Source organism: Burkholderia sp. MSMB1835 (assembly GCF_001526365.1).
Taxonomy (GTDB): domain Bacteria; phylum Pseudomonadota; class Gammaproteobacteria; order Burkholderiales; family Burkholderiaceae; genus Burkholderia.
Genome location: NZ_LOYP01000015.1, coordinates 59,115 through 71,844, shown reverse-complemented (window position 1 = coordinate 71,844; position 12,730 = coordinate 59,115). Strand labels below are relative to the sequence as shown.

The following is a 12,730-nucleotide window of genomic DNA, read 5'->3' as shown; positions in this document are numbered from 1 at the left end:
CACGGATAATCGCTGCAAACTACGCTGGCGGCTGCCACAAATTCCGGTCGTTCAGGCAACGTTCGATCGGAATGAGGCGCGCCCGGCGCATTTTGCTGACCACGCCGCCGTCTACGGACTCGAACGCCATGCACGCGCAGGTCAATTGGTCCTCTTCGCGCACGTCGGAATGCGCATACGATGCCGCCCTGTTCGGATACATATCCGACTGACGAATGAGCGGCCACTGCCCTGCATCCCGGTTGACGAGCCAGATCCGCTCGCTGTCGTGAAATTCGATCGCGTCGCGCTTGACCGTACTCTGCGACAGGTCGAGCCAACCGCATCGATCTCCGGACGCGTCGGCATGAATCGGGCCCATCGACACGAGCGCCGAACACGATACCGTGATCCATTTCCGCATACGGAAAACCCACTTCCACCTGGTATCGTTCATTGCGATCTCGATCAGGATTTCGGCGCGAACTTCCATTTACCGTCGCCGTATTCCAGCGACACGTATTTGTCCAGCCCGTTGGATTCGTCATAGCCGCTAAAGAACATCAGATTCCCAAGCTTGCGATACGGACGATATTCGTGTTCGTCGCGGATGGTGTGCCCGTGCAACTTCATGTCGATGGCATTTGCCCAATCGTCGAAACTCGACGCGGCCCGTATCGAATACCTGACATCCGTCCTGTACGCGCCGTCAAGATCCTTGTAGACGCTCCCGTTGATTTTCGACCGGTCCGACGAATCGCCGACGAAAAAATCCGCCTCGACCGAAGTGAAGCCATCGAATACATAGCGGCCGAAGCAAAGCGCCTTTGGCGATCCGCCGGCCGCGGACGTTCCGGCCTGTTCGCGCACGTACGGCTTCGCTCGCGGAGCAATGTCGTAAATTCGCTTCTCGTGCGGATAAAACTGAACCGGCCCGCCATGCGGGTTCTTCACGACCGTCCGGGTGACGAATCCCACGCCGGCCAATGCCTCCATCAACGCCAGCGTATATTTCGTTTCCGTATACACCGGCGCATCGAAATCGTAGACGACAGGCCAGTGGCGATAATCGTCGCAAACTTCGCGGGCCGTGTAGCGCAATGCATCCTGACGCGCAAATGCTTCTGCCTCGGATCGGGACGGTGGACTCGGGAAGGCGGCCGAAGACAGATTCGACGACTTGAACCATCCATAGCCGGCCATGGCGAATACGACGACGAGAACGACCCGTATCGCAATCGTTTTGAATGGCTTCTTCGCTGTCACGATCAATCGCTCGACGCAGTTTCCGAAAGAAAACGCATGATATCAGCGTGCGAATTTCCCACCGGGTGCGCGGTTGTATCGGCGATTCGGCTATCGAGACATCCGCAATACCGAACCATCTCCGGCGCTTTTTCAATCCGGTTTCGGGCGCGAAAGCAGCGCATATCGCGCGCCGGCCTCCGCCGTCCAGACCGAAGTCGCCAGCCAAACCCGGTCCTCTCGACGCGCGCCACGGTAAAATTGCGTCTTCGCCCCGCGCACAGGAAGACGATGTCCATCCGCCCCCGGGGCCAACGCCAAACGCATCCACCAGCCATCATCGCCTTGATTTCCCTACGCTTTCCGCGTCGCGACGCATGAGTTACTCGCTCGCCACCGCCTACACCCGCGAACTCGAGATCCGCAAGAGCCGCTTCATCGCGTATGCCGTTCCCGTCGAGGATCGCGATGCCGCGATGCAGGTACTGCAACGCCTGCGCGACGAGCATCCGGCGGCCACCCACGTGTGCTGGGCGCTGCTGGCGGGCGGCCAGTCGGGCATGTCGGACGACGGCGAGCCGTCGGGCACCGCGGGCCGGCCGATCCTCGAAGTGCTGCGCCATCACGACCTCGACGGCGTGCTCGGCGCGGTCGTGCGTTACTACGGCGGCGTGAAGCTCGGCGCGGGCGGGCTGGTGCGGGCGTACACGGACGCGATCGCATCGGCGCTGCTCGATGCCGAGCGCGTCGAGCGCATCCGACACACACGGCTCGCGATCGAGATCGGCTACCCGGAAGAGGCGCGCGTGCGTCGCTGGATCGAACAGGCCGGCTACGCGCTGGTGGACAGCGCGTACGGGATGACGGTCAAGCTCGTGATCAAGCTGCCCGAAACCGCCGAAGCCGCGGCAAGAGTCGAATTGTTCGATCTGACGCAGGGGCGCTCGGGTTTTCCGGAGATTTGAGCCGTTGCGGCGCACGCCCGGCGCGCTCGGCGCGCGTCGTTTCCCCAGTGCGTCGGAATCGCCCCGTTTCGAAGGCGTCGCCGCATATCGACGCCCCCCCTACAGGCATGCCGTCGAGGCTGTCCGTCCGACATTCCGAAAGACGGTAAAACCGATCGAACCGAATCGCCCGCCGTCAACCGGCCACCCGAAAAAAACGCGCCGCATCGAGCGGCGCGCTTCAACGCATCGAGATCGACCGGCGCGAACCGATCAATAAATCTCCGGCACGATCATGCTGTCGGGCACCGGCCGACGAATGTAATCCTCGTGATGCTCGCGCTGCGGCAGATCGATCGTCGGGCGCGGCACCTCGTGATACGGCACCTGGCCGAGCAGATGGTGAATGCAGTTCAGCCGCGCGCGCTTCTTGTCGACGGCCTGCACGACCCACCACGGCGCCTCCGGAATATGCGTGCGCTGCAGCATCTCTTCCTTCGCGGCCGTATAAGCCTCCCAGCGGCGACGGCTTTCGAGGTCCATCGGGCTCAGCTTCCATTGCTTCAGCGGATCCTCGATCCGGCTCTGGAAACGCAGTTCCTGCTCGTGGTCGGTAATCGAGAACCAGTACTTGACGATCTGGATCCCGCTACGCACGAGCATCTTCTCGAACTCGGGCACCGAGCGGAAAAACTCCTCGTACTCGTCGTCGGTACAGAAATTCATCACGCGCTCGACACCCGCGCGGTTGTACCAGCTTCGGTCGAACAGCACGATCTCGCCGCCGGCCGGCAGATGCGCGACATAGCGCTGGAAATACCATTGCGTGCGCTCGCGGTTGTTCGGCGCCGGCAGCGCAGCGACCCGGCACACGCGCGGGTTCAGGCGCTGCGTGATGCGCTTGATTGCACCGCCCTTGCCGGCCGCATCGCGCCCTTCGAAAATGACGACGAGCCGGTGCCCGGTATTCACGACCCAGTCCTGCAGCTTCACGAGCTCGCCCTGCAGGCGGAACAGCTCGCGGAAATACTCCTTGCGCGCCTCGCGACGCTCGGGCGAGAACAGCAGGTCCTCACCATTGTCGAAGCGGCGGTCGTCGAGTTCCATCTCGAGCTCTTCGTCGTAGGCATCGACGAGATCCTCCTCGAAACGGCGCTGGCGCGCCTCCATCGAGCTCGTATCGGTGCGGTTGTCGGTCTCGGTGCGGGTATCGTTGTCGCCCATGGGGCCTCCTTCCATCATTGACGCGGCCAAACTCGACCATTATCCCAGCGTCGCGCGTCAAATTCATGAAATTGGGCGGCCACGCCCGTCAAAGCGGCAGGCGGGCAGCCCGCCGCCCGCGCGCGATTCCCGCCGGTTCGCCGCGCATCAGTCGGGCGGCGGCAGCACGACTGTGTCCTCCGGGCCGAGCACGCGGCCGTCCTGCGAACGCAACTCCAGCTTCCTGACCGGCAGCCCGGTCTTGCGGTCGACCAGCAGCACGTGCGCCTCGTCCGGTTCGAAGAAGAAATCCTCGCCCCACTGCCGCAGCGCGACCAGCAGCGGAAACAGCCCGCGTCCTTTCTCGGTCAGCACGTATTCGTGATGCGCGCCGCCGTCGGCGGCCGGCACGACGTCCATGATCCCGTGCGCGACCAGGTTGCGCAGTCGGGCAGCCAGGATGTTCTTCGCGAGGCCGAGATTCTTCTGGAATTCGCCGAAGCGGCGCAGCCCGTCGAACGCGTCGCGGACGATCAGCAGCGACCACCAGTCGCCGATCGCGTCCAGCGGGCGGGCGACACCGCAAAGGGAATCTTCGTGCGTGGTGCGTCTGTTCATCGGTGCGTACGGCGATGCCGTGCCCGGGATACGGGCTGAACGGCGGTCGTTCTCGTTGAAATGAATGGTTTTAATATAAAACCTTGTCAGAAAAAGATCAATGCCGAGGAACCGACTGTTCGGGATACGTGAACGGAACGTTCTCGCCGCTCCAGATTGGTACACGGATTCATGATTTCTGACCAATAAAACCGCAAATTTCGGCACTTCAGCGTATCGTCCCGCGTCATCGACCCGCATCCGACAACCGCTCCCGCGATTTACTCGGTTGCAACTTGAAACCCCATGATCTACGCTTTAATAAGGTTTCAATTTGAAACCACTCTGCTCGACTACCGAAGGAGCATTCGATGATCCGGTCCGATGCCACGTTCGACGGCACCTTTCCGTTCGCCCCGCATTTCGACGATGCATCCGGCTTCCGGATGCACTATGTGGACGAAGGTCCGCGCGACGGTGAAATCGTCCTGTGTCTGCATGGCGAACCCACCTGGGGGTATCTGTTCCGCCACCTCGTGACGGCGTTGAGTCCGACATGCCGCGTCGTCGTGCCCGATCACATGGGCTTCGGCAAAAGCGCGACGCCGCAAAGCCGCAGCTACTGGCTGCAGGATCACATCGACAATCTCGAGCGTTTCGTGCTCGCGCTCGACCTCGATCGCATCACGCTGGTGATGCACGACTTCGGCGGCCCGGTCGGCATGGGGCTCGCCGCGCGGCATCCGGACCGAATTCGGCGCATCGTATCGGCCAACGGACCGACGCCGTTCGGGCAATCCGATCTCGTCGAGCGCCTGACGGCGAATGGCCGCGATGCGCCGTGGTTCCGGTGGATCATGCACGCGGCGGCCGACGACACGCTCGAAACGGTGCTCGGGCAGCTCGGTTTCAATATCCTGAGCACGCTGAAACTGAACGGCTTCGAAGACCACGCGATCATCACCGATACGTGGATCGCCGCATACGGCGCGCCGTTCGCGCAACCGGCCGACTGTCTCGGCGCAATCGGATGGGCGCGGGGATTCGCGAGCGGCGCACACCGCTTCGAGGAACCCGATGCGGCGGCACTGCGCGCGATACGCGGCAAGCCCGCGCTCGCGATCTGGGGAGACGCCGACCGAACGCTCGGCGCCGAACACTTCCTGCCGCTCTTTACCGCCCTGTTTCCATCCGCGCCGATCGAGCGGCTGGCGGGTGTCGGGCACTACTGCTTCGAGGATGCGCCCGATGCCATTGCCGCGCGGATCGCGGGCTTCATCCGAACGACCGGCTGAAAAAAATCCGGCAGCCGGATCGAAACACCGGCTGCCGAATGGCGCGCACGACCGCCGTCGGCGTCGCGCACGCATCGCTTCATGTCGACGTCAACGAATGATCCGCGTCACGCCCCGCCCGCGCGGATCGGCCATCGCCTCCGGCGTCTTGCCGTCGATCTTGATGACCTGGATGTCGCCGCTGAAATCCTGCCCCTTCAGCGTATAGCCGCGCGCCTCGATCTGCTTCGCGAGTTCGCCTTCGATCGGGTGGTACGGCTCCCAGAAGATCGTGTTCGGCGGCAGCAGCTGGTGATGGAAACGCATCGCACCGACGGCTTCCTTCAACGGCATCTTGAAGTCGTAGATGTTGTTGATCACCTGGAAGATCGACGTGAAGATGCGCGAGCCGCCCGGCGTGCCGATCACGAGCGACACCTTGCCGTCCTTCGTCATGATCGTCGGCGACATCGACGACAGCGGGCGCTTCTTCGGTTCGATCGCATTCGCGTCGCTGCCGACCACGCCGAACATGTTCGCGACGCCCGGCTTCGCCGAAAAATCGTCCATCTCGTCGTTCAGCACGATCCCGGTGCCGTCGGCGATCACGCCCGAGCCGAAGTAGCCGTTGATCGTGTACGTGTTCGACACCGCGTTGCCCCACTTGTCGACCACCGAGAAGTGCGTCGTTTCGGCCTTCTCCGGCATCGTCGTGCCGAGGCCCGGCTGCACGCTCTTCGTGTCCGACGGCTCCTTCGGGTTGACCTCGGCCGCGCGCTTCGCGATGTACGCATCGTCGGTCAGTTGCGCGATCGGCACCTTGTAGAAGTCGGGATCGCCGAGATACTGCGCCCGATCGGCGAACACGCGTTTCTCGATTTCGGCGACGAGGTGGATGTACTGCGGCGAATTGAGCTTCACGCCCTCGAAGTCCTGCTTCAGGTCGGCCTTCATCTTCAGCAACTGCACGAGGCCGATGCCGCCGGAGCTCGGCGGCGGCGCGGTGATCACGTCGTAGCCGTTCCACTTCGCCTGCACCGGCTGGCGCCACACCGCGCGGTACTGCGCGAGATCCTCGGTCGTGATCAGCCCGTTGCCGTCGCCGGTTTTCATCGACGCGGCGATCAGCTCGGCCGTCTTGCCCTTGTAGAAACCTTCCGCGCCGCCGTCCGCGATGCGCGTGAGCACGTCGGCGAGATCGGGCTGCTTGAAGTTCGCGCCGGCCTTCAGCCCGGAGAAGTACTTGTCGAAGTTGGTCTTGCCGCCGAACTCCTTCGAGGCGTCGACGCCGCGCTGCGCGAGCTGTTCGTCGACGACGAAGCCGTCGCGCGCATAGTGGATCGCCGGCGCGAGCACCTGCTTCCACTTCAGCTTGCCGAAGCGCTTCTGCGCTTCCCACATGCCCGCCACCGTGCCCGGCACGCCGACCGCGCGCGGGCCGTACAGGCTCATGCCCTTGACGACGTTGCCGTCCTTGTCGAGGTACATGTCCTTCGTCGCGGCGAGCGGCGCACGCTCGCGGTAGTCGATGAAGTACGGCTTGCCGTCCTTGTAGATCGTCATGAAGCCGCCGCCGCCGATGTTGCCGGCCTCCGGGTACGTGACGGCGAGCGTGAACGCGATCGCGACGGCCGCGTCGATCGCGTTGCCGCCTTCCTTGAAGATCCGCTCCGCCGCATCCGCGCTGTATTTGTCGGCCACCGCCACCGCGGAGCTCGTCAGGACCGCGGGCTGCGGGCCTTTCGCATAGGCGGGCGCATTCGGCAGGAAACCGATGCCGGCGACCGTCGCCAGCACGGCGGCGGATGATTTGAAGCGATTCAGCGTAGTCATTGCATGTCCCCCATGTGGATCTCCTTCAGGCGCGACGAGCACCTGATCCGTGGATGGCCGCTGGCGCGCCGACGGCCATATGCCGGCTTCGTAGTATAGGGGGACAAAAAGGGTCGAACACACGGCGGCGGCGAAAGCGTGCCGGTTGTGTACGCGCGCTCACGTTGCTGCGCCGCGACGCGCACGGGGATCGTTCGCCACAGTCCGCGGCGCGCGCCTTCGCGCAATGCACAAAACGGAAAGTTGCGAACCGCGCGGCAGCCGTCGCCGCCGGCACAAAAAAAATCGGCGAACGACCTGCCCGCGGCCCAGGCCGATCTGCGAAGATAGCGCCCCGCTTGCGCGCCGCATCTTCGTTTCGTGCACGCGCCGCTTCACGTTTCCTCGTCTCGCTCCCTATGGCATCACACAATGCGCATCATGCATCCGGCGTCGCGGCCGGCGTCGCCGCCGCCGTCCTCGTCGCGCAAACCGGCGCAACCGGCCCGTGGCACTCGGGCATGCTCGCCGCGTTCGCGGCGGGCATCGCGGGCGGCACCGCGCCCGACTGGCTCGAAGTCGCATGGTGGAGCCGCAAGCGCCGCCTGTGGATCACGCATCGCACCATCACGCACTGGGGCATCGGCTGGGTCGCGCTGCTCGCGCTCGGATGGCACGGGCTCATCCATCATCCGCATCCGCCATGGGCCGCGCCGCTGTTCGGCTTCGCCTGCGGCGGCGTGATGCATCTGCTCGCCGACTGGCCCAACCCGCTCGGCGTACCGTGGATCTGGCGGCGCCACTCGCTCAACCTGTGGAACAGCGGGCACTGCGACCTGATCGTGGTGGCCGCCGCCTGGGGCGGCACGCTGTGGCTCGCGCAGTCGCTGTGGTCGCGTGCGCCGCTGATCGAACACTGGCTCGGCTGGCTGCATCGCGTCTAGTTGCAATTCGACACAAATCGGCACGCGGTCGGCATGCCGACGTGCACGCAACTTTCCGTCCATTGAAAGCGCACGGCAGGCCCCCATCTGAGGGGGAATCGTCGACATGCATGGCCGGCACGCACCGGTGACGTCTGGCACACTGACGATTCGATTCGCGTGCGATACATCCGCACGCTCGCACCCCATTTCAACGCTCCGATGGACGTCACAGCTACCCGCCCTGCCGCCCGTGCGCTCGACGTGTTCCACCCGGCCGTCGCCGCGTGGTTCCGGCGCACGTTTGCCGCGCCGACCGGCGCGCAGGCGCTCGCGTGGCCGCACATCAAGGCCGGCCGCTCGACGCTCGTCGCCGCGCCGACCGGCTCCGGCAAGACGCTCACCGCTTTCCTGTGCGCGCTCGACGATCTGGTGCGCGATGCGCTCGCGCACGACGGCACGCTGCCCGACGCGACGCTGGTCGTCTACGTATCGCCGCTGAAGGCGCTGTCGAACGACATCCACGTGAACCTCGACGCGCCGCTCGCCGGCATCGCCGAATCGCTCGCGCAACTCGGCCTGCCGGTGCCGGCGATCCGCACCGCGGTGCGCACCGGCGACACGACGCAGGCCGAGCGCGCGGCGCTGCGCAAGCGCGCGCCGCACATCCTCGTCACGACGCCCGAATCGCTGTACGTGCTGCTGTCGTCCACGTCGGGGCGGCAGATGCTGTCGACCGTGCGCTCGGTCATCGTCGACGAAATCCATGCGCTGGCGTCGTCCAAGCGCGGCAGCCATCTCGCGCTGTCGCTCGAACGCCTCGACGCGCTGGCTGGGCACGCGCTGCCGCGCATCGGGCTGTCGGCCACGCAAAAGCCGATCGACGCGGTCGCGCGCTTCCTCGTCGGCGGGCCGGCCGACGCGCCGCGCGACTGCGCGATCGTCGACACCGGCCACACCCGCGAGCGCGATCTCGCGCTCGAACTGCCGAACGTGCCGCTCGAACCGGTGATGGCGACCGACGTGTGGGAACAGGTGTACGACCGCATCGCCGGGCTCGCGGCCGCGCATCGCACGACGCTGGTGTTCGTCAACACGCGGCGCACCGCCGAGCGCATGGCGCGCCATCTCGCCGACCGGCTCGGCAAGGACGCGATCGCCGCGCATCACGGCAGTCTGGCGAAGGAGCACCGCTTCGACGCCGAGCAGCGGCTGAAACGCGGCGAATTGAAGCTGCTCGTCGCGACCGCGTCGCTCGAACTCGGCATCGACATCGGCGACGTCGATCTCGTCTGCCAGGTCGGCTCGCCGCGCGGCATCGCACCGTTCCTGCAGCGCGTCGGCCGCTCGGGGCACCAGGTCGGCGGCGTGCCGAAGGGGCGGCTGTTTCCGCTGTCGCGCGACGAGCTGGTCGAATGCGCGGCGCTGCTCGACTGCGTGCAACGCGGCGAACTCGATGCGCTGCGGATTCCCGAGGCGCCGCTCGACGTGCTCGCGCAGCAGATCGTCGCCGAAGTCGCGTGCACGGAATGGCACGAAGACGCGCTGTATGCGAGCTTCACGCGCGCCGCGCCGTACGCGCGGCTGACGCGCGAACGCTTCGACGAAGTGATGAAGATGCTCGCCGAGGGATTCACGAGCCGCCGCGGCGTGCGCGGCGCCTACCTGCACCGCGACGTGGTCGGCGGCACCGTGCGCGGCCGCCGCAACGCGATGATGACCGCGACCACCTCCGGCGGCACGATCCCCGACATGGCCGACTACGCGGTGCTGCTCGAACCGCAGGGCATCCAGGTCGGCACCGTCAACGAGGATTTCGCGATCGAGAGCCTCGCCGGCGACGTGTTCCAGCTCGGCAACCAGTCGTACCGGATCATTCGCGTGGAAACGGGCCGCGTGCGCGTCGAGGATGCGCAAGGTCAATCGCCGAGCATTCCGTTCTGGCTCGGCGAGGGGCTCGGACGCAGCGACGAGCTGTCGGCGGCGGTCGGGCGGCTGCGCGCACGGATCGATGGCCTGCTCGCGGAAGGCGACCGGCAGGCGAGCGCCGGCGGACGCAAGCGCGCGGCCGGCAACGCGGCCGGCAAGACCGAGACGCACGGCAACGCCCAACCGGCAGCCCAGACCGGCGTCGTCACCGACTCGCGAACCGATGCCGCCGCCACCGCGCTCGCGCCCACCGAAAGCCGCCTCGCACCCGCGTTGCGCTGGCTCGTCGACGATCTGCGCCTGTCGCCCGATGCCGCGCGCCAGATCGCCGACTACCTCGCGCGTACTCGCGCGGCGCTCGGCGCATTGCCGACGCAGGACACGCTCGTGATGGAGCGTTTCTTCGACGAATCGGGCGGCACGCAGCTCGTGATCCATTCGCCGTTCGGCAGCCGGATCAACCGCGCATGGGGACTCGCGCTGCGCAAGCGCTTCTGTCGCACCTTCAACTTCGAGCTGCAGGCCGCCGCGACCGACGACGCGATCATCCTGTCGCTGGCGCTCGCGCACAGCTTCGCGCTCGACGAAGTGTGGCGCTACCTGCGTGCGGCCAGCGCCGAGCACGTGCTGATCCAGGCGCTGCTCGACGCGCCGATGTTCGGCGTGCGCTGGCGCTGGAACGCGACCACCGCGCTCGCGCTGCCGCGTTTCACCGGCGGCCGGCGCACCGCGCCGCAACTGCAGCGGATGAAGAGCGACGATCTGCTCGCGACGGTGTTCCCCGATCAGGTCGCGTGCCTCGAGAACGTCGTCGGCGAACGCGAGATTCCGCATCATCCGCTCGTCGACCAGACGCTCGACGATTGCCTGCACGACGCGATGGACACCGACGGCTGGCTTGCGCTGCTGCGCCGGATCGAGAGCGGCGCGATCGAACTCGTCGCGCGCGACTTGCCTGCGCCGTCGCCGCTCGCCGCCGAGATCCTGAACGCGAAGCCCTACGCGTTCCTCGACGATGCGCCGTTGGAGGAGCGCCGCACGCAGGCCGTGCAGTCGCGCCGCTGGAGCGATCCCGAATCGGCCGACGATCTCGGCGCGCTCGACGCCGACGCGATCGCCGCCGTGCGCGACGAAGCGTGGCCGCTCGCGCGCGACGCCGACGAGATGCACGACGCGCTGCTCACGCTCGCCTGCGTCGCCGACAGCGAGGCGCACGCGCACGCAGGCTGGCCGGAGCGACTCGCGGAACTCGCGGAACGCCGCCGTGCGACGCAACTCGCGACACCGGGCGGCGCCGTGCTGTGGGTGCCGGTCGAGCGGCTCGTGTGCGTGCGCGCGCTGCATCCCGACGCCCGCACGACACCGGCGCTCAAGGTGCCGGCCGCGTGCGCGCAGCCGTGGGAAGCCGATGCGGCGCTCGTCGACGTGATCCGCGCGCGACTCACCGGCTTCGGGCCGCTCACGGTCGATGCGATCGCCGCGCCGCTCGGCCTGCCGCCCGCGTCGATCGCGACGGGGCTCGCGGCGCTGGAGCGCGAAGGCTACGTAATGCGCGGCCGCTTCACGCCGGGCGCGACGACCGACGAATGGTGCGAACGTCACCTGCTCGCGCGCATTCATCGCTATACGGTGAAGCGGCTGCGCCGCGAGATCGAGCCGGTCGAACGCGCCGACTTCATGCGCTTCCTGTTCCACTGGCAGCACCTGACGCCCGACACGCGCGGCACCGGTCGCGACGCGCTGGCAGCCGTGATCGAACAGCTCGAAGGCTACGAGGCCGCGGCGAGCGCCTGGGAAGACGCGCTGCTGCCCGCGCGGCTCACCGACTACACGGCGGGCGGCCTCGACGAGCTGTGCCGCTCGGGCAAGCTGGTGTGGACCCGCATCGGCGCGCCGGCGCGCGCGGCCGGCACGCCCGTGAAGACGACGCCGATCGTGCTGCTGCCGCGCCGCCATCTTTCCGCGTGGCAGGCGCTGCGCGATCCCGATGCGCAGCCGGCGCTATCCGCACGCGCCACACAGGTTCGCGACGCGCTCGCCGCGCACGGCGCGATGTTCTTCGACGCATTGCTCGACGACCTGCACATGCTGCCCGTCGAACTCGAACAGGCGCTCGGCGAACTCGTGTCGGCCGGCCTCGTGAACGCGGACAGTTACGCGGGCCTGCGCGCGCTGCTGAAGCCGGCCGTCAAGCGCAGCGCGACCTATGCACCGCGTACACGACGCGGCGGCGCGCTGATCGGCGGGATGGACGACGCCGGCCGCTGGGCGCTCGTGCAGCGTCGGGCGCAGCCGGACGACGACGCGCCCGCACCGAAACGCGACCCCGCCACGACCGATCCCGACGCACTCGAACACATCGTGTGGACGCTGCTGCGTCGCTACGGCGTCGTGTTCTGGCGGTTGCTCGAACGCGAAGCCGACTGGCTGCCGAGCTGGCGCGAACTCGTGCGCGTGCTGCAGCGCCTCGAAGCACGCGGCGAGATTCGCGGCGGTCGCTTCGTCGCCGGGCTCGCGGGCGAGCAGTTCGCGCTGCCCGAGGCCATCCCGATCCTGCGCGAACTGCGCCGGCAACCGGGCGATGGGCAGTATGTATGCGTGACGGGCGCCGACCCGCTGAATCTCGCCGGCACGCTGCTGCCCGGCGACAAGGTGCCGGCGCTGGCCGGCAACCGCGTGCTGTTTCGCGACGGCGTGCCCGTCGCATCGCTGGTATCGGGTACGTTCCATTACGCGCCCGAGCTGTCGGCCGCCGCGCGCGAGGACGCGCGCCTGCGGCTCGCGCGTTCCTGCTGACATCGGCTGACACGCACGCGGCACACGA

General features: G+C 66.8%; 9 protein-coding genes. 4 read left to right on the top strand and 5 right to left on the bottom strand.

Features of this window, described 5'->3' with window-relative positions:
- Positions 1 to 19: 19 nt before the first annotated feature.
- Positions 20 to 472, bottom strand: a complete 453-nt coding sequence (locus WS96_RS06885; RefSeq protein WP_059831431.1) for a hypothetical protein — start codon at positions 470 to 472, stop codon at positions 20 to 22.
- Complete coding sequence (locus tag WS96_RS06880; RefSeq protein ID WP_156443597.1) at positions 448 to 1,245, bottom strand: hypothetical protein; 798 nt, start codon at positions 1,243 to 1,245, stop codon at positions 448 to 450. The genes WS96_RS06885 and WS96_RS06880 overlap by 25 nt, the downstream gene beginning before the upstream one ends.
- Before the next feature lie 356 nt (positions 1,246 to 1,601).
- Between WS96_RS06880 and WS96_RS06875 the strand changes: the two genes are divergently transcribed.
- Positions 1,602 to 2,189, top strand: coding sequence for an IMPACT family protein (locus WS96_RS06875; protein WP_059831428.1), 588 nt, complete (start codon positions 1,602 to 1,604; stop codon positions 2,187 to 2,189).
- 252 nt (positions 2,190 to 2,441) lie between these two features.
- Here the strand turns inward: WS96_RS06875 and ppk2 are convergent, their stop codons facing one another.
- The gene (gene ppk2, locus WS96_RS06870) at positions 2,442 to 3,392 is read right to left on the bottom strand and encodes a polyphosphate kinase 2 (protein ID WP_059831426.1); all 951 of its coding nucleotides are present in this window, start codon (positions 3,390 to 3,392) and stop codon (positions 2,442 to 2,444) included.
- A 147-nt stretch (positions 3,393 to 3,539) separates the two neighbouring features.
- A complete protein-coding gene (locus WS96_RS06865; protein WP_006479218.1) occupies positions 3,540 to 3,989 on the bottom strand; it encodes a winged helix-turn-helix transcriptional regulator in 450 nt (149 codons plus the stop codon).
- Between the two features lie 350 nt (positions 3,990 to 4,339).
- Between WS96_RS06865 and WS96_RS06860 the strand changes: the two genes are divergently transcribed.
- Positions 4,340 to 5,263 carry an alpha/beta fold hydrolase gene (locus tag WS96_RS06860; protein WP_059831425.1) on the top strand — a complete coding sequence of 308 codons (924 nt, stop codon included), beginning with the start codon at positions 4,340 to 4,342 and terminating at the stop codon, positions 5,261 to 5,263.
- 90 nt (positions 5,264 to 5,353) lie between these two features.
- Here the strand turns inward: WS96_RS06860 and ggt are convergent, their stop codons facing one another.
- Positions 5,354 to 7,075: a gamma-glutamyltransferase gene (gene ggt / locus WS96_RS06855; protein WP_011547886.1), complete on the bottom strand. Its 1,722-nt coding sequence runs from the start codon at positions 7,073 to 7,075 to the stop codon at positions 5,354 to 5,356.
- Between the two features lie 398 nt (positions 7,076 to 7,473).
- Between ggt and WS96_RS06850 the strand changes: the two genes are divergently transcribed.
- The gene (locus WS96_RS06850) at positions 7,474 to 7,998 is read left to right on the top strand and encodes a metal-dependent hydrolase (protein WP_059831423.1); all 525 of its coding nucleotides are present in this window, start codon (positions 7,474 to 7,476) and stop codon (positions 7,996 to 7,998) included.
- Positions 7,999 to 8,199: 201 nt separating this feature from the next.
- Positions 8,200 to 12,702, top strand: coding sequence for a DEAD/DEAH box helicase (locus tag WS96_RS06845; protein ID WP_059831421.1), 4,503 nt, complete (start codon positions 8,200 to 8,202; stop codon positions 12,700 to 12,702).
- Positions 12,703 to 12,730: the final 28 nt, after the last annotated feature.